Origin of the sequence: Streptomyces sp. KLMMK (assembly GCF_036961605.1) — a bacterium.
Classification (GTDB): domain Bacteria; phylum Actinomycetota; class Actinomycetes; order Streptomycetales; family Streptomycetaceae; genus Streptomyces; species Streptomyces telluris.
In genome coordinates, this window is sequence record NZ_JBAMDC010000081.1 from 1 (window position 1) to 21,647 (window position 21,647).

Genomic DNA, 21,647 nt, shown 5'->3' on the forward strand with positions numbered 1-21,647 from the left:
CACCCGCCCGTAGCCGGGGAGCTTGGGCAGGTTGCGCACCTTGGGCCCGGCCAGGTCGATGCCGTCGGCCATGCCCCAGAGCAGATACCCGGACTTGTCGTGCTCGATCTGCTGGAGCTCGCGCAGGGCGGTGGCGCGGGCCTTCTTGTCGGCGGTGCCGATGACCTTGCGGTACGCGGCGTCGAACTGCGGGTCCGACCAGCCGGCCTCGCTCTGCCCGGCGCCGGTGACCATGGTCTTGGAGGCGAAGAACACCACGGAGTCGTTGGTGCCCCAGTAGTTGGTGTAGAGCTGTCCCTTGAGCCAGGTCTTCTCGTAGAAGGCGCCCGACTCCTGCTTGACAACCTTGATCTTGATGCCGGCCTCGCGGGCCTGGTTGGCGAACAGGGTCGCGGACTCGGCCAGGCCGGGGACGTCCTCGGTGGTGATGAGCTCGTAGGTCTTCGAGAAGTCGAAGTTCGCCTCTTCGAGCAGCTTCTTGGCCTTGGCGAGGTCCCGCTTGCGCTGGGGGATGTCCTTGGCGTAGGCCGGGTCGCCGGTGCCCAGGATGTCGTTGGCGACGGTGCCGTAGCCCGAGAGGACCTGCTTGACCATGGCCTCGCGGTCGACGACGAGCTTCATGGCCTCGCGGACCCTGACGTCGGCGAAGGGACCGTCGGCGGCGCGCATGACGACGGGCATCGCCATGTCGTTGGGGCGGCGCACGAGCTGGATGTCCTTGCGCGAGGCGGCGCTGCGGGCCGCGACCGCGCCGACGTTGGACGCGACGTCGATCTGGCCGCCCAGCAGGGCGTTGGCCATGGCCTGGGGGCTTTCGAACATGGTCACCTCGATGGCGTCGAGGTGGACCGGCCCGCCGTGCCACTTGTCGTTGCGCAGCAGGCGGGCGTTGCCGCCGCGGAACCAGTCGAGCTTGAACGGGCCCGTGCCCGGGGCCCCGGCGATCTGCTTGTCGGGGGTGTCCTTCTTCAGGACGAACGTCGACAGACGGGTGAGCAGGGGGAGTTCGGCGTTGGGCTGGTCGGAGACGAGGACGACGGTGTCCTTGCCGGCGGCGGTGATGTTCTCCGCCTTGATGCCCGGCAACCGGGCGGCTCCGGCGGGGGTGTTGCGCAGTCTGCGCAGCGACCACACGACGTCGTCGGCGGTGACGGGGGAGCCGTCGTGGAAGGCGGCGCCCTTCGTGATGGTGAAGCGCCAGGTCTTCAGGTCGCCCGAAGACGTCCAGCCGGAGGAGAGGCGGCCGACCGTGTTGTCCTTGAGTCCCGGTGCGGTGAGGGTGTCGTAGACGAGCGCGATGATCAGGTAGTCGCTTTCGTTGCCCTGGGTTCCGTGCGGGTCGCGGGTGGTGGCGGAGGCGCGACCGAGCGCCCCGATGCGGAGAGTGCCGCCCTTCCGGGGGGTCCCGGCGGAGTCCGCCGGTGAGGAGGCCGCGTCGTTCTCGCCGCCCCCGCAGGCGGTCAGCAGCGCGGCCGCGCCTATGCTCCCGCCGGCCCACAGCGCCTGGCGCCTTGTCCAGTTCACGTCGTCCCCGTTCCGCTGCAGTTGCTGTTACTTAGGTTTGCCTACCCTGATATTCGCCATGATCGCAACGTTGCGTGGATGGTGAAGCGAAAGATGAAGCACAGTCAACCTCCGCTTCCAGTACGCGAGTTGGGTGGAATCGGGAGGAGTGGGACTACTTTTAAGTAAGGTTTGCCTAACCTAAGTTAGGTGGTACGTTTTTTGACGTCCGCTGACGCCAACAGCCGGATTTCCGCCACACGTTGCCGCCCCCCACAGGCAGCCGTCCGCGCACCGCCATGCCCTGCGGCCGCTTTCCGGGCATGTCCGGAAAACCTCTCCTCCGCCCCTGCACACGGAACGGATGACCTTGCCATGAGCACGGGAGCCCCACCCGTACGCCGGCTCGACGCCGCCTCGTCCGCCGAACTCCACCGCACCGCCGGAGAGATCCTCGCCGCCTTCGGCACGTCCGCCACGTCCCCCGGACTCCTCAAGACGATCGCCGAGTCGGCGGCGGACCTCGGCGGGGCGATCCGCGAGCACCTGCGCCCCGTCGACACCGACGACGGCCTGTTCGTGCTGCGCGGCCTGACCGTCGACGACACCCGCATCGGCCCCACGCCCACGAGCTGGGCCGAGGCCGGGGACAGCGCGGCCGGCCACGACATCGTGCTGCTGCTGCTCGCCGCCGCCATGGGCAACCCCATCGCCTGGAAGGGCCAGCAGGGCGGGCGGTTCGTGCACAACATCGTCCCCGCCGCCGGCCACGAGCAGGCCCAGACCGGTGCCAGCAGCGACGTGCTGCTCAGCCCGCACACCGAGGACGCCTTCCACCCCGGCCGCGCCCACCTGCTGATGCTCGGTTGCATGCGCAACCACGACCACATCGCCACCACAGCCGCGAGCATCCGCAAGGTGCGGCTGGAGGACGCCGACATCGCCACGCTCTCGCACCCCGAACTGCCCATCCTCCCCGACGACGCCTACTTCGAAGCGCAGGGCTTCGCGGGGGAGCCGCCGGACGTGCCCACCCTGTGGCGCTCGGAGGACGGCCTCACCCTCCGCTTCGACCCCGCCTACACCCCGCTGGAGAAGGCCACCCCCGCCTACCGTGCCGCCTATGAGCGGCTGGAGGCCGAACTCGCCCGCGTCTCGGTCGCGGTGAGCCTGAACCCGGGCGAGGTCCTCGTCGTCGACAACGACCTCGTCGTGCACGGCCGCGTCCCCTTCAAGGCCCGCTACGACGGCACCGACCGCTGGCTCAAGCGCGCGTCGGTACGCGTTCCCGGGCGCGGCAGCCGGCCCCCGGCCGAGGCCGCCGAGCACGGCTACGGCCAGGCCGTCACCAAGGCGTACGCCGCCTGATCGGCACCTGATCAGGTACCGATGAGTACCTGATCACCGACCCCGGCAGAGAGCAGCAGACCCGGGCCGGACCCGGACCGGAAGACGACCAGACCCGCAGACGAGGAGCGAGACATGACCCGTACCGCCGCCGACCCCTGCATATCCGGCACACCCGCCGACGACACCACCCTGCGCCTGCTGTCCACCAGCGACCTCGCGGGCATCGACATCTCCCTCGCCGACGTCGTCGGTACGGTCGAGGGCGCCTACCGCACCCTGGCCGCGGGCCTCTCGGACAACCCGCGCAAGCTCACCGTGAAGCCCGCCGACGGCCACTCGGTCGCGTACGCCATGCTCGGCCGCGACGGCTCCCGCGACGTCGTCGCCGTCAAGACCTCGTACAAGCACGGCCTGGACAAGGGGCGCCAGGAGCAGCACTACTACACCACCCTCACCCTCTACGACGACGTCACCGGCCTGCCCGTCGCGATGATGGACTGCAGCCGCATCGGCTCCCTGCGCACCCCGGCCGTCTCCGCCCTGCTGGCCCGCGAATGCGCGGCCCCCGGGGCCCGCAGCGCGCTGGTCATCGGCACCGGAACCCAGGGCCGGCTGGCCCTGCCGTTCCTGCTGACCACGCTGCCCGGCCTGGACCGGCTGATGCTCTTCGGCACCCACCCCGAGGGAATCGAGGCGGTACGGGCGCAGTTGCACGCCCACTTCCCCGACCGCGACGTCGAGGTCGTCGCCGACGTCCGGGCCGCGGCGGGCGACGCCGACGTCGTCGTGGCCACGGCCGGCGCGCACACCCCCGCCGCCGTCGAGTCCGAGGACCTGGCGCCGGGAACGCTGGGAATCCTGGTCGGCCACGGCCTGGCCCCCTCCACGCTGCACCGCGCCGACCGCGTCGTGGCCACCAGCGAGGCCCAGATGAACGTCACCGGCACCGACATGGCCGACGCCGACGGCAAACTCCCCGCCGTCGACACCGAGTTCCCCCCGGTCCTCGCGGGCGCGGCGGCGGGCCGCACCGCACCGACCGAGCGGATCTTCGCCTACAACAGCGGCCTGGTCGTCACCGACATCGCCCTCGGCCACCGCTTCGCCCAGCTCGCCCTCGCCCAGGGCCTGGGAACGCAGGTGCCGCTGTGGCGGTGAACGGCACACCCCCGCCCCCTCCCAGCCTGCCCGCGCACCCCGACCCCGCGACGGACGCGATCCTCGGCAGCGGCCTCCTCCACGAGCTGGCCCACGCCTTCGGCGGCCCCTTCCACTTCCTGCTCCCGCACCGTTTCGACGCCAACCTCGCCGCGTTCCGCGCGGCGCTGGCCGACGCCGGGGTGGACGGGCGCGTGTACTACGCGAAGAAGGCCAACAAGGCCGCCGCATGGATCGAACGCTGCGCCGCCGCGGGCGCCGGAGTGGACGTCGCGAGCCCCGGCGAGCTCCGTGAGGCCCTGGGCCACGGCGTCCGCGGCGAGAACATCGTGGTGACCGGCCCGGCCAAGAGCGAGGAACTGCTGCGCGTGGCCGCCCTCCAGGGCGCCCTGACCGCGGTCGACTCCCTCGACGAACTCGACCGCCTCACCGCCGCGCCCCGGGCGGGCGGAGCCCCTCCGCCCCGGCTGCTGCTCCGCGTCCTGCCCCCGGCACAGCCCGCCAGCCGCTTCGGCCTGGACGGGGCGGAGCTCGAAGAGGCCCTCGCGCACTGCGCACGGGCCGGCGACGCGGTCCGGATGGAAGGCTTCGGCTTCCACCTCTCCGGCTACGCCGTCCAGCCGCGCGCCGACCTCGCCGGCCAACTCGTCGACCTCTGCCTCAAGGCCCGCGTCATGGGGCTCCAGGCCGACCGGATCAGCATCGGCGGCGGCTTCGCCGTCGACTACGCGGCGGCCGGCGACTGGCACTCCTTCCTCGCGACGCAGCAACCCGGGCACTACCACGCGCACAGGAGGTTCACCCCCGCCGACTTCTACCCGTACCACTCGCCGGTCGCCGGGGCCGGCGCCCTCCGCGCCGTACTGGCCGCCGTCCCGGCGGGCGGCCGGGACAGCCTCGGCAGCAGGCTCCGGGAGACCGGCACCCTCCTGCTGATGGAGCCCGGGCGCGCACTGCTGGACCGGGCCGGCTCCTCCGTCTTCCGCATCCAGGGCGTCAAGGACCGCGACGGTTACGCGATCCTCACCGTCGACGGCACGAGCCTGAGCCTGTCCGAGCAGTGGTTCAACAGCGAGTACCTCCCCGATCCCGTGCTGCTCCCCCCGGCCGGCCGGGCCGGGGGGAGCCGGAGGACCGCGGCGACCAGGGTCCACCCCGCGTGCGCGGGCGGTGCCACCTGCCTGGAGTCGGACCTGCTCACCTGGCGCAAGATCCCCTTCCCCGTCCGCCCCTCGGTCGGCGACCTGCTGGTCTACCCCAACACGGCGGGCTACCAGATGGATTCGAACGAGTCCCCCTTCCACGACCTGCCGCTGCCCCCCAAGGTCGTGATCGACACCCTGGACGACACCCCGGACGACACCCCGGGCGGCTCTGCGGACGGCACCACGCGCGGCGGCCGGCCGCGCTGGCGCCTGGACCGCCGGCCCGCCTGCTGATCCTCCCTCCCGAGCTCCTCCCCGCCTCCGGTTCCCCTCCCCACCTGCCACAGGAGCCCCTTCCATGAACGAGGCACTGATGCGCCCCGCCGTGGTCTCCCGCATCTCCGACCTCATCGGACGCACCCCGCTGTTCGAGCTGTGCCGCACCGACAACGGCAGCCGGCTGCTCCTCAAGCTAGAGATGTACAACCCCACCGGCACCGCCAAGATCCGCATGGCCCGTCAGATGGTCCTCGACGCCGAGGCCCGCGGCGAGCTGCGCCCCGGCGGCCGCATCATCGAGTCCACCTCCGGAAACACCGGGCTCGGCCTCGCCGTCGTCGCCGCCGAACGCGGCTACGCCTTCACCGCCGTCGTCGACCACCACGCCTGTTCCGACAAGCTGCGCACCATGAAGGCGCTCGGCACCGAACTCGTCTACGTGGCCGACGACGGCACCGAGGAGCTGGCCACCGCCGCGCGCGAGGAACTCGCCGAGGAGATGGCCCGCGGCCGGGACAACACCGTCTTCACCGAACAGCACAACAACCCCAGCAACGGCGTCGGCTACCACCCCGTCGCCCACGAGCTCCACCAGGCCCTCGGCAGCCGTATCGACGTCCTCATCGGCGCCGTCGGCACCGGCGGCTCCCTGTGCGGCACCGCGCGCGAGCTGCGCACACTCGTTCCCGGCGTGCGGACCGTCGGCGTCGAGCCCAAGGGGTCGATCGCCTTCGGCGGCCCCGCCCACGACTACTACCAGTCCGGCACCGGCACCCCCGAGGGCGCCGAGATCGGCGCGCTGGTCGACTTCGACCTGATCGACGAGGGCGTCAAGGTCGGCGACGTCGAGGCCTTCGCGACCGCCCGCGCCGTCGCCCGCACCGGCCTCCTCATCGGCGGGTCCGCGGGCGGCGTCGTCCACGAGGCGCTGTCGCGCCTGCCGTCCCTGCCGCCGGGCACCACTATCGTCGCCCTCGTCAACGACGGCGGGGAGAAGTACATGGACACCGTGTTCGACGACGCGTGGATGAACGCCAGGAACCTCACCGATCCCGCTCTGGAGCGCGAGATCGACGAGGCCCTCACCAAGCTCCGCAAGGGCTGACGCCCCCATGGACCCGACCACCCTCCTCCGCGACAGCCGAGCCCTGGCCGGCCTCGCCGTCCCCCTGGTCCTCACCCAGCTCGCCCAGGTGGCCCTGACCACCACCGACACGGTGATGATGGGACTGCTGAGCACCCGCGACCTGGCGGCCGGCGGCCTGGCCCTCGTCATCTTCAACCAGCTCCGCACCATGGGCGTCGGCCTGGTCACCTCCGTGGGCAACCGGATCGCGGCCGCCGCCGCCCGCGCCGAGACCGCGGACGGCGACGCGGCGCACAGCGACGCCGAGGTCCGCAGGATCGTCCGCGCGAGCATGGCCGTGGCCACCCTCGCCGGACTGGCCGGAGCCGTCCTCATGCTCCTGGTCGGGCAGGCCCTCACCCTGCTCGGCCAGGAGGCCGCCGTCGCCGACCGCGTACGGACGATGCTGCCCGCCCTCGCCCCCGGCCTGCTGCCGTGCCTGTGGTTCCAGGCGGTCCGCCAGTTCACCGTCGGCATGCGCCGCCCCCAGGCCCTGCTGCAGATCACCCTCGCCTCCGTCGCCGTCAACGCCGGCCTCGACTGGGCCCTGATCCACGGCACCTGGGGCCTGCCGAAGCTGGGCCTGACCGGCATCGGCGTCGCCACCTCCGTCGTCTACCTGCTCTCCTTCCTCGCCCTGTACGCCTCCGCGCGGAAGGACCCCGCCCTCGCCCCGCTGCTCAGCCTCAACGCGTTCGCGGCCGACCGCACCACCGTGCGCGAGCTCGTGCGCCTGGGCGTCCCCATCGCCGCCACCTACGGATCCGAGGCCGGGTTCTTCTCGGTCACCGCGCTGATGGCAGGCTCCTTCGGCAGCGCCGCCCTGGCCGCCCACACCGCCGTCAACCAGCTCGTCTACATCGTCTTCCAGGTCGCCGTCGGGCTCTCCCACGCGGCCTCCATCAACGTCAGCCGCGAACTCGCCCTCGGCCGCGTCCACGCCGCACTGCGCATCAAGAACACCGCGCTGGCCTGCGCGGCCGCCGTGATGGCCGCCGTCGCCGCCGTCTACGTCACCCTGCCCGGCCTGGTGCTGCGCCCGTTCCTGGACGGCGGGGCCGCGGGCGACGACAGGGCCGTGACGATCGCGACGCAGCTGCTGCTCGTCGTCGCCGTGCTCCAGTTCTTCGACTGCGCGCAGAACATCGGCGTCGGCCTCCTGCGCGGGCTCGACGACACCAGGAGCGGTTTCCGGATCACCCTCGTCGGCTACTGGGCCGTCGGCCTCCCCGCCGCCTGGCTCTTCGGCTACGCGGCCGGCCTCGACACCCTCGGCATCTGGCTCGGCCTCCTCGCCGGCCTCGCCACCACCGCGATCCTCCTCCTGCGCCGCTACGGCAGCGGCCTCCGCGCCCGCGCACGGGAGCAGGAGGCCGTCGTCACCGCGTATCCGGGACCACCGGCCGGGCGTCCGCTGCGCAGGCCGTCAGGCGCCGACCAGGGGTGAGGGCCGGGTGCTGCGCAGCGGCGCCGCCAGTTCGGCCAGGGCCCTCTCCAGGTCGTGCAGGTGGGCGAGGGCCGGCTCGGCCGGCAGGTGCTCGGGCGCCGCCGCCGAGGCGACCGCCGCGTCGCGGGCCTTCCCCGGCGTGGTGAGCGCCTCCACCGCGGCCTCCACGCGCCAGCAGGCGGCGGCGAGCCGTTCGTCGTGGGAGGCCTCCGGGTCCGCGGCGACGGACGCCAGCCCGCGCACTTCGCGGGCGCAGTCGTCGAGGAGCGCGAGCACCCGGCGGGCCTTCTCCTTGCGGGCGCGGAAGGGGTTCAGCGGGTGGACGAGCGGAGCGAGGGAGAGCCGGACCCGGCCGAGCAGGAGCTCCAGCTCGGTCACCCGGGGCGCGGGGTCGGCGGTCTCCGAGCCGGCCAGGCGCGCGGCGGCCTCGGCGGCGCACGCGTGCACGCAGCGCAGGGCGCGCTGGATCCAGGCGTCGGTGGTGGCGTGCGTGGTCACCGGCAGCACGAGGAGCACGGCGAGCGCCGCACCGGCGGCTCCCACACCGGTCTGCGCCAGCCGGAGCGTGAGCAGGTCCGCGTCCAGGACCCCGAGGAGCCCGTAGAGCAGACCGGCCATCACGGTCACGGCGAACATCATCCACGTGTACGAGACGGCGGCGGTGTAGAAGATGCCGAAGACGCACACCGCGACGAGGGCCGCGGTGGGCGCGGGCGCCCCGTGCAGAGGGAGGGCGACGACCATTCCGGTGGCGATGCCCATCAGCGTGCCCAGGACCCGCCGGAAGCCCCGGACGAGCGTCTCGCCGCGCGACGCGGTGTTGACGAAGATCCACCAGGCGGTGCCGACGGCCCAGTACCAGCGCTCGTCGGAGACCATCTGGCCCACGGCGAGCGCCAGGCCGCAGGCGAAGGCGGTCTGGAAGGCCTGCCGGGTCGTGACGCGCGCCAGCCCGCGCCCGGCGAGGGGCGCCGGGCCCGCGGGCGGCGGGGAGTGCCGCTCGATGCACCAGAACCCGAAGCGCACGGAGCCGGCGGCCGCCAGGGACATGACCATGGCCGTGTACAGGTGCGGCAGCTGGGCCGGGACGGCGTGCAGGAACTGCGTCGCGAAGAACATCATGAAGCCGAAGATCCCGAGCGCGTTGCCCCGCGGGCCCCAGCGGCGGGCGTAGACCCCGCAGAAGACGACGGCGAGGAAGGCCGCGTCGCGCACCAGCGGCAGCCCGTGCAGCCCGGCCGCCAGAGCGAGCACGGGGAAGCCCACGACCGGCAGCAGCGCGGTCGTGTTCACCTGGCGCCGCACGGTCGGGTCGCCGATGGTGAACAGCGCGAGCAGTGCCGCGAGCCCACCGGTGATGGAAGCGGTCAGCGGCAGGCCGGACAGCTGGACCACGGTGACCGCGAAGGTCACGCCCAGGACGGCGCGGAGCGCGACCCGCAGTCTGCCCAGGCCCGGATCCGGTGCCATGAACGCCCTCTTCAGCACTGCTCCCGCCCCTTCGGCGTCCCGGCACAGCAGCCGGCGGGAAGGCCGGCCCGAATGCGACATGAAAAAGGCGCCGCGGAGATCCGCAGCGCCATCGACACCCACATCAGACCATTACATCGACTGCTGGCTCAACAGAGGCCGATTCCTCTGAGCCATTGGCCCAGTGTCCGCCTCTCGGGCCCCTCCGGGGGAGGGCCAATGGCACCCACGGCCCTCCCTCCTGCCGTTTGCTGTTGTCTCCCGGCGTCCGACTCCTACCGTTCAACTCCTACCGTCCGACTCCTACCGTTCGACGTGGCCCCCGCGGCCGGCGAGCGCACCGGTGATCCCCATCGGCACGGCCAGGACCACCAGCGCGATCAGCCCGGCGGTCCACGCCCCGGTCAGGTCGCGGGCGGCGCCGAAGGCGGTCGGGCCCACGGCCGCCAGCAGGTAGCCCACGCACTGCGACATCGCCGACAGCAGGCCCGCGTCGTGCGTGCTGCGGACGCACATCGACATGTAGGCGATGCCCAGGGAGAGCACGGCACCCAGACCGAGCCCCAGCAGGACCGCCCACAGCACCGCCGCCCCGACCGGTGCGGCGATCAGACCGGCGAAGGCGGCCATGCACAGCACGGTGCCGCCCACCGCCAGGTAGCTCTGCCGCCGGGACCGCTGCGCCCACACCGGCACCAGGAGCGAGGTGACCATGGCGGAGCCCATGCAGACCGCCAGCAGCACCCCGGCGCCGCCCTCGGTGTAGCCGTGGTCGATGTAGAACGACGGCAGCCAGGTGGTCGCGGTGTAGTACAGCAAGGACTGGAACGCGTAGAACAGGGCGACCGCCCAGGCCAGCCTGCTGCGCCAGATCGAACCGCCCGCCTGCGCCGGAACCCGCGGCTGTTCCCGTCCCCGGCGCAGCCGCGGCGCCCACACCACCAGCGCCGCGAGCGCCAGCACGCCCCAGACGGACAGGCCGCCGGCCCACGACAGCGACAGCGCGTCGCGCAGCGGAACGGTCGCGGCGGCCGTGACCGCCCCGCCGCCCACCAGCATGGTGGTGTGCAGGCCGGACATCAGCCCGACCTGCTGCGGGAAGTCCCGCTTGATCAGCGCGGTGATGACGACATTCGCGACGGCCACCGCCGTCCCGACCAGGAACGTCCCGGCGAACAGGGGGAACAGCGACGGGACGAGGCGTACCGCGGTGCCGGCCAGCAGCACCGCCAGCACCGCGACCAGCGTGCGCTCCATGCCCCAGCGGCGGGCCAGCCGGGGCGCGAGCGGGGCGAAGATGCCGAAGCAGATCAGCGGCAGCGTCGACAGCGCGCCGGCGCCGCCGTTGGACAGGCCGGTGACGTGCCGGATCTCGTCCAGCAGCGGGGAGACCGCCACGATGGCGGGCCGCATGTTGATCCCGACCAGCAGCACCGCCAGCGCGTACCAGAGCACGCGACGGCTCCGCGGAGTGCCGTGGGCGGGAACGGAACCGGGTCCGGCCGCCGCGCCGGCGGGCGCGGCGGGCGCGTCCGCCGTTCCGCGGGGCGAGGAAACCCCGGTTTCCGATTCAGGGGGTGGGGTCACGAACGATCCTTCCGGGGGTACGCGCACCGGGCCGTCGCCTCCGGCCGGCGCCAGGGGCGGAGGGCGCCGGGACGAGGGCCCGGTGGGCAGGCACGGCTGCTGGGGTCAGACGGCGGTGGCGAGGGGCACGGGTTTGCCGTCGCCTGGGGCGATGCCGTGGATCCCCCTGGCCCGGGCGGCCCGCAGGAAGCGCCCGCGCACGTCGTGCTGCTCGGTGTAGTAGGGCGGGTTGTTGAAGAGGTCGTAGTGGATCGCGCAGGCGGTCGACGCCTGGAGGACCACCGCCGCCTCGACGGCCTGCTCCGGGGTGAGCGTGGCGGGCTGGTTGGTCGGGGTGAGGCCCTCGCGGCGCGCCATCACCCCGGCGATGGGAAGGAAGGCGACGTCGAAGGGGCCGTAGTCGCGCGCGATCGACCACCACATGCCGTGCCAGATGGTGTCGCCGAAGTGGATGACGCGCAGGCCCGGGGCCTCGACGATCCAGGCGACCTGGTCGTCGCCGCGCCAGTCGTGCGACGCCACGGGAATGGTGGTGAACGGCCCGATCTTCCGCCGCTCGCCCATCTCCTGCGGCACCGCCGGCACCCCCATCCCGCCCAGGACGTCCACGATCGGCGTGTGGCAGCCCACGCTGCCGCCGTCGCTCGCGGCGACCTCGGCGAGCAGCCTCCGGTCGCAGTGATCGGGGTGGAGGTGGGTGACGAAGGCGTGGGTCCGCACCCCCGGCGCGGCGTCGATGCTGGGCAGGGGCCGCCGCGGCTGGCCCTGGAACCCCGCCAGGTCCTCGGTGTTCCGGATGGCATCGATGACGATCCGGACGTCCCCGGCCGCCACTTCGACGCCGGCCCAGGCGAGACGCCGGAGGGTGACGGTCTCGGCCGAACTCATGGTCTGCTCCTCGCGACGCTGCTGGTGGTTACTTCCCCTGGACACCCAGGCCCCTGGCGACCTGCAGGCCCAGGTCCTTGTGGACGCTGCGCCAGTAGTCGACGACGCGTTCCTTCGTCTCCGCCGTCACCTCGGGCGCCGAGGCGTGCGCGACGATGTTGGTCACCAGGTGCGCGCGGTCCGTGTCGGTCATGACCTTCTCCCACAGGGCCCGCGCCTGGACGAAGTCGTCGTCCTCGGCGTGGAGCCGGTGGGCGCTGCGGACGATCTCGCCGGTGACCTCGTAGTGCTCGCCGACCAGCAGCATCGGGTCGGCGACCGGGCCGCCGGAGCTGTTGGGCGCGTACACGGGGTCGCCCGGGTTGCCGTACCGCATGGACCCGTCGCGGTTGTAGGAGTGCACCGCGTTCTTCGGCCGGTTGACCGGCAGCTGCAGGTAGTTCGCGCCGATCCGGTACCGGTGCGTGTCGGGGTAGCTGAACAGCCGTCCCTGCAGCATCTTGTCCGGGGAGGGCGCCACGCCCGGCACCAGGTTCGACGGCTCGAAGGCGGCCTGCTCGACCTCGGCGAAGTAGTTCTCCGGGTTGCGGTTGAGGGTCAGGGTGCCGATGTCGATTGGCGGGTAGTCCTCGTGCGGCCAGATCTTGGTCAGGTCGAACGGGTTGAACCGGTAGTCCGCCGCGTCCTCGAAGGGCATGACCTGCACCTGGAGGGTCCAGGTCGGGTGGTCGCCCTTCCTGATCGCCTGGTGGAGGTCGCGGATGTGGAAGTCCGGGTCGTCGGCGCCCGCGGCCGCCGCCTCGTCGTTGGTGAAGTTCCTGATGCCCTGGTCCGTCTTGAAGTGGTACTTCACCCAGAACTTCTCGCGGACGGCGTTGTACCACAGGAACGTGTGGCTGCCGTAGCCGTTCATGTGCCGCCAGGAGAACGGGGTGCCGCGGTCGGACATCAGGATCGTGACCTGGTGCGCCGACTCCGGCGACAGCGTCCAGAAGTCCCACTGCATGTTGTTGTCGTGCAGGTGGTTGTCGGCGCGCCGCTTCTGCGAGTGGATGAAGTCCGGGAACTTCTGCGGGTCGCGGATGAAGAAGATCGGCGTGTTGTTCCCGACGATGTCGTAATTGCCCTCTTCGGTGTACAGCTTCACCGCGAAGCCGCGCGGGTCGCGGGCCGTGTCCGCGAAGCCGAGCTCGCCGGCCACCGTCGAGAAGCGCAGGAACAGGTCCGTGCGCTTGCCGCGGCGGAACACGTCGGCCTTGGTGTACTGGCTGACGTCCTCGGTGATCTCCAGGACTCCGTACGCGCCGCCGCCCTTGGCGTGCACGACCCGCTCGGGCACGCGCTCGCGGTCGAAGTGCGCGAGCTTCTGGATCAGGTAGTGGTCCTGCAGCAGCAGCGGGCCGTCGGCCCCCACGGACTGGGAGAACTCGTCGCTCGGTACCGGGATACCGCTGTCCGTGGTCGTCACGGGACGACTGTCGGTCATGGCACGTTCCCTTCGGTTGGCGGTTGGTCTGTGCGGCGGACGTCGGCACAACGCCCCTGAGCGGCACAGCCCGTGGGGGCTGTGCCGCTCGGCGCCGGGGCCGTGACTAGGCGAGTTCCGCGCGGAGCAGCCAGTTGCGCGGCACTCCCTTGACCTCGCGGGGCTGCACGGCGTAGGGCCAGCGGCCCTCGCCCGCACCGGGCTCGCCGGGCTCCTTGAGCTCCCGTACGGTCCAGCCGGTGCCGGCCATGAACTCCTCGGGCTCGTCGGTCCCGAAGAGCCAGGGGATGCCGTCCTCGTTGAGGGAGGACAGGAAGATCTGGGTGGCGGGGCTGCGCAGCAGCGTCCTGCTCAGGATGTCCACCGACACCCAGCTGCCCGGGGCGGAGTTGGCCGCGAAGGTGCGCATCAGCGTGGCGGACTGCTCCTCGGTCAGGAAGAACAGCAGGGCCTCGGGGATCCACAGCGTGGGCAGGGAGGGGTCGAAGCCGGCGGCCCGCAGCGAAGCCGACCAGTCGCCCGCCAGGTCCGCCCCGACGCGCTGGAGCTTGACGGTCGGCGCCGGGGAGCCGAGCTGTGCGAGGCGCTTCTCCTTCTCGTCGATCAGCGCCTGGTGGTCGACCTCGAACACGGTGACGTCGTCCGGGAGGCTCAGCCGGTAGGCACGCGTGTCCATGCCGGCCGCGATCAGCACGACCTGCCGGATGCCGCTGCCCACGAGATCGTTGATGGCGTCGTCGAGGTAGCGGGTGCGGACGGCCACGAACTCGACGAGGCCGCCGCCGCCGTAGTGGTCGAGCAGCTCGAATCCGCGCGGCGCGGCGAGCGCCCGGGCCAGCGGGTCGTTGAACAGCGCGTCGCTCCGCTCGCTCTCCAGGGCGCGGGCAGCCGCAGTCCACTGCGACGTGTAGGACACGGTCTCCATGACAGGCTCCGTTCTCGGAATGGTCTGGTTCAGGAGTTCTTGGGACGGCACCGGAACCGGGCGTTCAGGATCAGCGTCAGGACTTCGGTCCCGTCCGCGTTCACCAGGCGCCCGCGGTTGCGGACGATGCGGAAGTCGGGCGCGGAGAGGGAGGGGAGGGAGCCGAGGATCTCGCACGTGCCGTTCAGCACGTCCCCCGGCCGGACCGGGTGCAGGAAGCGCACTTCGTCCACTCCGGGCGAGCCCTCGACCGTGCCCGCGGCCGCGGCGTCGGGCAGCAGCGTCGTCACGTACAGGCGCATCCAGATCGCCGCGGTGTTCCACCCGCTGGCGATCAGGCCGCCGAAGGCGGAGGCGCGTCCCGCCTCCTCGTCGACGTGGTACGGCTGCGGGTCGTAGGTGCGGCCGAAGGCGGTGATCTCCTCGGCCGTCACCTTGTGCGTCCCGAGGTCGTGGCGCGTCCCGGTCTCGTAGTCCTCTGCGTGGAGGAAGCGAGCCATCAGAAGTACTTCCGCTCGATGGCCTCCAGCGTGCGGAAGTCGGCGAGGTCGATGGCCTCGTGGTCGATCTCCTTCCCGCTGGCCTCCTCGACCGTCAGGACGAACTCGACGAAGGAGAGGGAGTCGACGAGGCGGGAGCCGATGAGGTCCTCGTCCGGGGCGATGGAGGTGCGCTCGGGGTGCTTGGCCAGCAGCCAGTTGCGCACGGCGTCAACGTTGGACGAGGTCTTGCTGGGCATGGAATTCCTCCTCTAGTGGGGGGCGTCCCGTCGCGCCGGCCGCGACGGCGACGGCGAACTGTTCTTCGTGGGAGATGCTGATGTCGATCGCCTCGATGCCGGCGTCGGCGGCCCATCGGCCCGCCGGTCCGGTGAGGCGGACGCTGGGCCATTCGCCGGGGCCCTTCAGCACCTCGATGGACTGCCAGGGAAGCGGTTGGCCGGTGACGTGGAGGAGCTTGAAGACCGCCTCCTTGGCCGCGAGCCGGCCGGCCACTCCGTGGACGTCCCATCCGGAGGCGAACCGGCTCAGCTCCGCTTCCGCGGGGGTGAGCATCCGGTACAGCAGCCGGCCGTCGTCGGCGTCGGCCATGGTCCGTACGCGGGACAGGGGGACGAGGTCCACCCCGACCCGGATCGCGGTTCCGCTCACGAGGCCGCGGCGTTGACGACCGCGCGGGCGCGCTGCAGATCGCCGTCGAACCGGTCGCTCAGCACCGCGAGCCACCGTTCGAGGCCGAAGGCGACGCAGCCCGTGAAGGCGTGCTCGCCCGTGCCGTCGACCGTGATGCGGCACCGCTCCCCGAAGAAGTTGCGGTGGGTGTTGACCGACGCGATGGCCAGGCCGTCGGCCTGGAACTCGTGCTTGACCGGGCTGAGCCGCTGCAGGAGGGCACGGCCGCTGTCGCGCTCGAAGAACGGGTCCGTGGCCGCCTCCTTGGTCAGCTCCAGGCCAAGGTTCTTCGCGAACTCCTCGATCCGGTCGGTGAAGCGGGCGATGACCTGCTGGGTGTGCTCGAAGGAGCCGAGGGCCACGATCTCCCGCATCTGGAAGCTGAGCAGCCGCCGCAGCCCTTCGTACTTCTCCTCGTTGCGGAAGCACCGGTTGATCAGGGTGATGGTGGTCTCGGGGGCCACCGGCCGGCCCTCGAAGTAGAGGTAGGCGCCGTAGCAGCTGGAGTGCGGCAGGCCCAGGAACGAGGGGCGGACGTCGCCGCTGGCGAAGGAGCCCTCCACCGGTGCCGGCGGGGCGCCGGTCACGTCCAGCGGACCGCCGACGAACTGCAGGTGCGGGAAGTTCTCGTAGACGTCGAACTTCTCCAGGTCGCTGAGCGGATAGACGGGCGGCGGCATGATCTCCCGCGCGCCGGCCTCGTCGGCCCAGCGGGTGATGGTGCGGTCCAGATCGCGCAGCAGGTCGGTCTGGTCGGGGCCGAGGATGGTGAGGGCACCGCCCTGGGCCGTCGAGATCGTCGCGGTCACGCCTCCCCCTGTCCCACCGACGCCCGGGAGACGCTCAGGTCCCGGTCCTGCAGAATCCCGGTCTTGACCAGATAGTTCAGGGGCTTGCGGAACACCTGCTGCTGGAACTCCGCGCTGCGCGGAGAGGCCAGCAGGCGCCGTCGGACGGCGAACGGCTCCGGAATTCCCGCGTCCCGGTAGACCTGCGGGTTGAACAGCGATTCGAAGCTGTAGTTCAGGTAGCGCTTGAGATACTCCCGTACCTGGCGGAGTTCCTCTTCCGAGGCCTTGGCCTGCAGGTCCTTGAAGAGCAGGGAGACCAGTTCGCGGCCGAAGGCGATGTGGCGGGACTCGTCCTGGTGGTGAATGCGGTTGACCGCACGGATGGTGTCGTGCAACCGCTCGTCGGCCGCCATCGTGCTGTTGAAGTGGTCGACCAGTTCCTCGAAGAGGAGGATGCGGACGAACACCAGGAAGCTGGCGGCCTCGTCGGACCAGTCATTTCCCTGACCGGCCGGTTCCAGCTGCCGGTAGATCTTCTTGCCGTAGCGCAGGCAGAACTCGGCGAAGAACCACATGTGCTCGTTCTCTTCGCCGATGAAGTGGTGAAAGAACTCCGACGGAATCTCGAAGCCCCGGGTGTGGATGCGCCTGGTCACCTCGACGATGAGCTCGCGGATTCCGTCCACATTGAGGCTGTAGAAATTGATGCTCTCGTACCGGGACAGGCGGTAAAGCTGTTCCTGGTCGAGTTCGGGAGCGACGTCGGTGCCGTAGGTGGTCGTGAGTTCGGGACTCATCCACCACCGGTTCTCCGGCAGGGAATCCGGCCAGTCGAACATCCGGTAGGGGTTGTAGTAGTCCTCGACCGATTTGCGGTTCAGGCGTTCCAGGATCTCCTGGAATCGGTCGTCCTTGCTGATCAGCTCGCTGATCATCCTACCTCCTGCTGTCCGGGGGGCGGTTGATCAATGTAGGGCGACAGTTCCACGCGTTCCGCGAACGGTCCAATAAAACCGCTCTATAGATCAAATAGATGATTGCTAAGAGGGCAGGCGGGACGTCTTTCCGGGGCCCTGTGAGTGGCGTGGGTCACAGGGAGGGGGTGGGCCGGGGGCGGATCGAGGCAGGGAAAGCGCCCGGTATGGGCTGATAGATGATCCGTGCCGGCTCCGGCCGGACCCCGCCCGTCAACCACCTGTATCTGCTGCGGCGTTGTTGACCTCGCTTGGATCACGGTTGCTACACTCGTGAAGCACCCGGAAAACAACTTTCGTATGGCAAAGCCCAGTTCAGGCGGGAGGTCGTGTGCGTGCGGGGTGACGAGGAGCCTTTACTGAGCCTCTCCGGTCTGCTGCGCCGCCTGGAGTATTTCGTCGCGGTGGCCGACGAGCTCCATCTGGGGAGGGCGGCCCGGCGCTGCGGGGTGAGCCAGCCCACCCTCTCGCACCAGATGAAGGTGCTGGAGAAGGAGCTGGGCGCCGAACTGCTCAGCCGCGGCAGCCGGCGGATCGCACTGACCGCGTCGGGCAAGGCACTTCAGGAGGAGGCGCCGCGGCTCCTGCAGTGCACGTACTCGATCAAGGCGCGGATCCAGCAGGCGGCCGCGGAGAGCCGGCGTCCGATACGGGTCGTCTTCAGCCGCTCCGGACACGCCCTGCGCCAGCGGGAGATGGTCGCGGAGTTCCGCGAGCGCAATGCCGTCCCGGTCTCCGTCGAATCCGGCTGGTCGGAACGGAACATCAATCTGGTGCGCGCCGGACAGGCCGACTTCGCGTTCGTCAGGCCGCCCATCGAAGCGGACGACCTGCGGATGTCGGTGGTGGGGGACGCGGAACTGGTCAAGCTCCTCCCGGGAGGCGGCGCCGCCGACCGCATCGCGGAGGAACAGCCCGCAGAGGAGCTTCCCCTCATCATGTGGCCCCGCTCGCTCGCCCCCGGGCTCTACGACAAGGTCCTGGACTTCGTCAGCCATGAGCGGTCCCCGCAGGTCGCCTGGGAGGAGCCCGACTACATCAACGTGGCCGCGGCCGTGGCCTCGGGCGCCGGCGTGTCCTACATGGACCGCGGCATCGCCGAATGGATGAGCCTCAGCGCCGACCTGCGCGTGCGTCCGCTGGGACTGCCCGAGCCCCGCACAGACATCGCCGTGGTCTGGCGCTACGACCAGGACCAGGAGCTGGCCTCGCGGTTCGTCGCCGCGTGCTGCCGCATCGGGTACGCCGACAGCGGTGCGGACCGCGGCTGCCTGGTGCGCTGAGGAACCGTCGCCTTCCTCCGCGGGGCGGAGCCGTCCGAACCTGAAGGAGAATTCCTGTGAACTGCTACGACTGCCACGCCGCCGAGGGCGCCGACACCCCTGCGGTCGCCGTCTGCCACGGCTGCAACTCCGGCCTCTGCCCCGGCCACCTGCGCATGACCCGCCCGGTGCTGCACCGCACGAACGGCTTGGGCGTCTCCCACGGCTCCACCCCGGCCCGGCAGATCCTCTGCGTCACCTGCCACGCCGCCCGGACCGGCCTGCCCGCCCCGTCGGCAGCGCGGTGCGATCCTCCCGTGTCCCCCGTACCGGCCGTGCCGGGGCCGGGGCCCACGGGTGCCCGCGGCGGCGCTGAGTGCCCCGCAGAGGCCTGACCTGGGGCGGGCCGGTACCGCCGTGTAGCGTCGGGAGCACAGGGTTCGGGGCGGGGAGGACGGCATGGCGGACGGCGGCGGACACCTCGGGCGGGCCCGGGGGGCCGGGGAGAGCGCGCACGCCGGGGAGGCCGGGCGGCTCGGCGGGCGGGGGCACCTCGCATACATCGGGTCGTTCACGGAGGCCGGCGGCCGGGGGATTACGGTCGCGCGGACCGATCCCGGCACGGGCGCGCTGACGCTCCTGGGCTCCACGGACGCCGTGCCGAACCCCTCCTTCCTCGCCCTCTCACCGGGGGCCGACGTGCTGTACGCGGTGAGCGAGACCGACGAGGGTGCCGCCGCGGCGTTCTCCCTGGCCGATCCCGTACGGCCCGAGCCGCTCGGACCGCCGGTGTCCGTACGCGGTGACGGCCCCACGCACCTGGCCGTCACCGGCAGCCACCTGTTCACCGCCAACTACGGATCGGGCAGCGTCAGCGCCCTTCCGGTCCGCAGGGGCGGCGGGCCGGGCGCCCCGGCCGCGATCATGGCCCACCGGGGCGGCGGCCCGGACCCCGACCGGCAGAAGGGCCCGCACGCCCACGCCGTCGTTCCCGACCCCTCGGGCGCCAGGCTCCTGGCCGTCGACCTCGGCACGGACTCCGTGTGGACGTACGCCCTCGACCCGGTGACCGGCCTGCCGCGCCGCCAAGGGGAGACGCGCCTGCGGCCCGGCACGGGGCCCCGGCACCTCGCCTTCTCCCCGGTGACCGACCGCGTCTACGTGCTGAACGAGCTGGTCCCGAGCGTCACGGTCTGCCGCTGGGACCGTGCGGAGGGGGTGCTCGAACCGCTCGGCGAGACGCGGGTCCTGCCCCCGGGCGAGGGCGTGCGGACCTACCCCTCCGCACCGGTGGTCTCCGCCGACGGGCGGTTCCTGTGGACGGCCAACCGCGGCCACGACAGCATCTCGACACTGGCCCTCGACGCGTCCGGGGACATCGTCGGGCTCCCCGAGGTCGTCGGCTGCGGAGGCGTCTGGCCGCGGGACCTGACGCTGCACCCGTCCGGCCGCCACCTCTACGCGGCCAACGAGCGGTCCGGTGACGTCACCTGGTTCGCCGTGGATCCGGAGACCGGGACGCCGCGGCTCGCGGGCTCGGTCGCCGTGCCGGCGGCGTCCTGCGTGATCTTCGCCTGAGGCGGCGGCGGGGCCCTCGCCCGGGCTGGTGGCGGGCGCGCGGCGGCAGCGGCCGGACGGGCCCGGAACGACCGAAGAGGGGCCCCGCGTCGCGGGAGCCCCTCTTCCGGGAAACAGAGAACAAAGGTGGAGCGGGCGGGCCGAAGGTCAGACGGTCACGGCACGGTCCGATCGCCCGGCCCCGCCGGTCGTACGCGTCAGTGCGCCGGAACGCCCTGGGGCTGCAGGGATATGCCCAGGACCTCCGCGTACTTGGCCAGGACGAGCTTGCCGATCGCCGGGTAGGCGCCGAGCGGCGCGGCGGCGGCGCAGTCGGCCTCCTTGGCGGCGGCGTCCGCGAGGCCCTCGGCGATCTCCGGGCCGATCAGGCCCGGGGCGAGCGCCAGGTTCCGCGAGCCGGAGCCGCGCAGCTGGTCGGCGGCCCGGGCGATGTCGCCCTCGATGTCCAGCGCGGCCGCGAGGACCGGCACGGCGAGGCGGGCGGAGAGCAGCATGCCGCTGATCCCGGCGGCCTGCACGGCCTCCTCGCCACCGACCGTCGCCAGGATGATCCCGTCCGCGGCCGTTGCAACTGTGAACAGTCGGGCGCGGTCGGCGCGGGCCAGGCCGGCCTCCGACAGGCGCACGTGCAGGGCCTCGGCGAGGAGCGGGTGCGGGCCGAGCGCGTCGGTGAGCTCGGCGGCGCTGCCGCTGCTCATCACGGACTGGCGGACCCGGCGCAGGAGAGAGTTGTCCGGACCGGCCAGGAGCGGCACCACGATGGCCGGGGGCCACTGGTCCCAGGCGCCGGCGGCACCGTCCTCGGCACCGGCTTCGCGGGCTTCGCTCGCGCGAGCGGCGCGCTGAGCGGCGGCGTAGGCGAGGACGGCCTCCAGGGAGGGATAGCCCTCGGCGGTCCCGTCGGCGTCCACGTAGCCGATGCGCGCGTCGAGGCCCGGAAGCTCGGAGCGCGCGATGCTGAGGATCTCCTCGGCGAGGGAGCGCGTCTCGGTGTCGGGGAGCCCCGGAACGGCGAGAACCAGCGGCGGCGCGCCGACGGGGGCGGCCGCCGGCTCCGGCCGCCGGTGCCGTCCGGGCTGACGGGGTCGCGGCATTCGTACAGGCAGGCCAGGCGCGGGCCCTGTGGGGGAGCTCATGGCGCCGCATGTTAGTCGTTCAAGGCGCTGGGCCGTTCGGGTGGGGGCGTCTCCGTGACGTCTGTCCGGATTTATTCGCCCATAAATACGCTCATCGCAGAAGCGTTCAGCAAACGACCCGGAGCATCGGAGGGTCGGCCGGCAGCAGCAGATCGCCCGTCAGCAGGGCCTCCGCCACGCACAACGCGCCGTCCAGAGGCTCCCCCGCCGCCGCGACTCGTCGCGCATGGGGAAGTTGCATTTGCAACTCTTCGAACAGGGGTATGAGCAGGGGAGTGCCCATACGGAGGAGGCCGCCGGTCAGTGCCACCTCGTACGTCCCACCGGCCCCGGCCGGCCCGTCCGTCCGCGGAGCCGGTCCCGCGGGCAG

At 71.9% G+C, this 21,647-nt stretch carries 20 protein-coding genes and 1 pseudogene; 8 read left to right on the plus strand and 13 right to left on the minus strand.

Translation table 11 applies throughout. The annotated features are described in order from the left end of the window. The coding region (locus tag V7793_RS15155) for an ABC transporter substrate-binding protein (RefSeq protein WP_336006764.1) at positions 1–1,524 on the minus strand (1,524 nt) is incomplete at its 3' end. Between the two features lie 354 nt (positions 1,525–1,878). On the opposite strand from V7793_RS15155, the gene V7793_RS15160 reads away from it, so the two are divergent. The 5 genes from V7793_RS15160 to V7793_RS15180 all read left to right on the plus strand — a co-directional run bounded on the left by V7793_RS15160 (position 1,879) and on the right by V7793_RS15180 (position 8,008). Then, positions 1,879–2,871: a TauD/TfdA family dioxygenase gene (locus V7793_RS15160; protein ID WP_336006765.1), complete on the plus strand. Its 993-nt coding sequence runs from the start codon at positions 1,879–1,881 to the stop codon at positions 2,869–2,871. 114 nt (positions 2,872–2,985) lie between these two features. Further along, positions 2,986–4,011, plus strand: coding sequence for an ornithine cyclodeaminase family protein (locus tag V7793_RS15165; protein ID WP_336006766.1), 1,026 nt, complete (start codon positions 2,986–2,988; stop codon positions 4,009–4,011). Beyond that, positions 4,002–5,450, plus strand: coding sequence for an alanine racemase (locus V7793_RS15170; RefSeq protein ID WP_336006767.1), 1,449 nt, complete (start codon positions 4,002–4,004; stop codon positions 5,448–5,450). The genes V7793_RS15165 and V7793_RS15170 overlap by 10 nt, the downstream gene beginning before the upstream one ends. Before the next feature lie 64 nt (positions 5,451–5,514). Then, the gene (locus V7793_RS15175; protein ID WP_336006768.1) at positions 5,515–6,540 is read left to right on the plus strand and encodes a cysteine synthase family protein; all 1,026 of its coding nucleotides are present in this window, start codon (positions 5,515–5,517) and stop codon (positions 6,538–6,540) included. A gap of 7 nt (positions 6,541–6,547) precedes the next feature. Beyond that, complete coding sequence (locus V7793_RS15180; RefSeq protein WP_336006769.1) at positions 6,548–8,008, plus strand: MATE family efflux transporter; 1,461 nt, start codon at positions 6,548–6,550, stop codon at positions 8,006–8,008. On the opposite strand, the gene V7793_RS15185 is transcribed toward V7793_RS15180, so the two are convergent. The 10 genes from V7793_RS15185 to V7793_RS15230 form a co-directional block, all read right to left on the minus strand. Further along, complete coding sequence (locus V7793_RS15185; protein WP_443057914.1) at positions 7,988–9,478, minus strand: FUSC family protein; 1,491 nt, start codon at positions 9,476–9,478, stop codon at positions 7,988–7,990. The genes V7793_RS15180 and V7793_RS15185 overlap by 21 nt on opposite strands. Positions 9,479–9,781: 303 nt before the next feature. Then, positions 9,782–10,933, minus strand: a complete 1,152-nt coding sequence (locus V7793_RS15190) for an MFS transporter (protein WP_168091020.1) — start codon at positions 10,931–10,933, stop codon at positions 9,782–9,784. A gap of 237 nt (positions 10,934–11,170) precedes the next feature. Continuing rightward, complete coding sequence (locus V7793_RS15195; RefSeq protein ID WP_336006771.1) at positions 11,171–11,953, minus strand: MBL fold metallo-hydrolase; 783 nt, start codon at positions 11,951–11,953, stop codon at positions 11,171–11,173. Between the two features lie 28 nt (positions 11,954–11,981). Further along, the gene (locus tag V7793_RS15200) at positions 11,982–13,439 is read right to left on the minus strand and encodes a catalase (protein WP_336006772.1); all 1,458 of its coding nucleotides are present in this window, start codon (positions 13,437–13,439) and stop codon (positions 11,982–11,984) included. A gap of 106 nt (positions 13,440–13,545) precedes the next feature. Next, entirely contained in the window at positions 13,546–14,364 is an 819-nt protein-coding gene (locus tag V7793_RS15205) for an SAM-dependent methyltransferase (protein ID WP_336006773.1), read from the minus strand. Positions 14,365–14,393: 29 nt separating this feature from the next. After that, positions 14,394–14,864 carry a MaoC family dehydratase gene (locus tag V7793_RS15210; protein WP_336006774.1) on the minus strand — a complete coding sequence of 157 codons (471 nt, stop codon included), beginning with the start codon at positions 14,862–14,864 and terminating at the stop codon, positions 14,394–14,396. Then, positions 14,864–15,103 carry a holo gene (locus tag V7793_RS15215; protein WP_058042833.1) on the minus strand — a complete coding sequence of 80 codons (240 nt, stop codon included), beginning with the start codon at positions 15,101–15,103 and terminating at the stop codon, positions 14,864–14,866. The genes V7793_RS15210 and V7793_RS15215 overlap by 1 nt, the downstream gene beginning before the upstream one ends. Next, positions 15,075–15,515, minus strand: coding sequence for a holo-ACP synthase (locus V7793_RS15220; RefSeq protein WP_336006775.1), 441 nt, complete (start codon positions 15,513–15,515; stop codon positions 15,075–15,077). Before V7793_RS15220 ends, V7793_RS15215 begins: the two co-directional genes overlap by 29 nt. Beyond that, positions 15,512–16,345, minus strand: a complete 834-nt coding sequence (locus V7793_RS15225) for a hypothetical protein (RefSeq protein ID WP_336006776.1) — start codon at positions 16,343–16,345, stop codon at positions 15,512–15,514. Before V7793_RS15225 ends, V7793_RS15220 begins: the two co-directional genes overlap by 4 nt. After that, a complete protein-coding gene (locus V7793_RS15230) occupies positions 16,342–17,262 on the minus strand; it encodes a diiron oxygenase (protein ID WP_336006777.1) in 921 nt (306 codons plus the stop codon). The genes V7793_RS15225 and V7793_RS15230 overlap by 4 nt, the downstream gene beginning before the upstream one ends. Before the next feature lie 374 nt (positions 17,263–17,636). Here V7793_RS15230 and V7793_RS15235 point away from each other — a divergent pair, with 374 nt between their 5' ends. From V7793_RS15235 to V7793_RS15245, 3 genes are all read left to right on the plus strand, one after another. Next, complete coding sequence (locus V7793_RS15235; protein ID WP_336006778.1) at positions 17,637–18,584, plus strand: LysR family transcriptional regulator; 948 nt, start codon at positions 17,637–17,639, stop codon at positions 18,582–18,584. 56 nt (positions 18,585–18,640) lie between these two features. Beyond that, positions 18,641–18,958 (plus strand): DUF2180 family protein, encoded by a 318-nt coding sequence (locus V7793_RS15240; RefSeq protein WP_336006779.1) that lies wholly within the window; start codon positions 18,641–18,643, stop codon positions 18,956–18,958. A gap of 64 nt (positions 18,959–19,022) precedes the next feature. Then, a complete protein-coding gene (locus tag V7793_RS15245) occupies positions 19,023–20,141 on the plus strand; it encodes a lactonase family protein (RefSeq protein ID WP_336006780.1) in 1,119 nt (372 codons plus the stop codon). Positions 20,142–20,338: 197 nt separating this feature from the next. Here V7793_RS15245 and V7793_RS15250 read toward each other — a convergent pair whose 3' ends face one another. Next, positions 20,339–21,277, minus strand: coding sequence for a hypothetical protein (locus V7793_RS15250; RefSeq protein ID WP_168095422.1), 939 nt, complete (start codon positions 21,275–21,277; stop codon positions 20,339–20,341). Between the two features lie 106 nt (positions 21,278–21,383). Continuing rightward, positions 21,384–21,647, minus strand: a pseudogene (locus V7793_RS15255) (ATPase); the annotation flags it as partial.

Bases quoted from the DNA above. Each gene is read 5' to 3' on its own strand.
- V7793_RS15160 (WP_336006765.1), top strand. From the start codon at position 1,879: ATGAGCACGGGAGCCCCACCCGTACGCCGGCTCGACGCCGCCTCGTCC.
- V7793_RS15165 (WP_336006766.1), top strand. From the start codon at position 2,986: ATGACCCGTACCGCCGCCGACCCCTGCATATCCGGCACACCCGCCGAC.
- V7793_RS15175 (WP_336006768.1), top strand. From the start codon at position 5,515: ATGAACGAGGCACTGATGCGCCCCGCCGTGGTCTCCCGCATCTCCGAC.
- V7793_RS15180 (WP_336006769.1), top strand. From the start codon at position 6,548: ATGGACCCGACCACCCTCCTCCGCGACAGCCGAGCCCTGGCCGGCCTC.
- V7793_RS15185 (WP_443057914.1), bottom strand. From the start codon at position 9,478: ATGGCACCGGATCCGGGCCTGGGCAGACTGCGGGTCGCGCTCCGCGCC.
- V7793_RS15195 (WP_336006771.1), bottom strand. From the start codon at position 11,953: ATGAGTTCGGCCGAGACCGTCACCCTCCGGCGTCTCGCCTGGGCCGGC.
- V7793_RS15200 (WP_336006772.1), bottom strand. From the start codon at position 13,439: ATGACCGACAGTCGTCCCGTGACGACCACGGACAGCGGTATCCCGGTA.
- V7793_RS15205 (WP_336006773.1), bottom strand. From the start codon at position 14,364: ATGGAGACCGTGTCCTACACGTCGCAGTGGACTGCGGCTGCCCGCGCC.
- V7793_RS15210 (WP_336006774.1), bottom strand. From the start codon at position 14,864: ATGGCTCGCTTCCTCCACGCAGAGGACTACGAGACCGGGACGCGCCAC.
- V7793_RS15215 (WP_058042833.1), bottom strand. From the start codon at position 15,103: ATGCCCAGCAAGACCTCGTCCAACGTTGACGCCGTGCGCAACTGGCTG.
- V7793_RS15230 (WP_336006777.1), bottom strand. From the start codon at position 17,262: ATGATCAGCGAGCTGATCAGCAAGGACGACCGATTCCAGGAGATCCTG.
- V7793_RS15245 (WP_336006780.1), top strand. From the start codon at position 19,023: ATGGCGGACGGCGGCGGACACCTCGGGCGGGCCCGGGGGGCCGGGGAG.
- V7793_RS15250 (WP_168095422.1), bottom strand. From the start codon at position 21,277: ATGAGCTCCCCCACAGGGCCCGCGCCTGGCCTGCCTGTACGAATGCCG.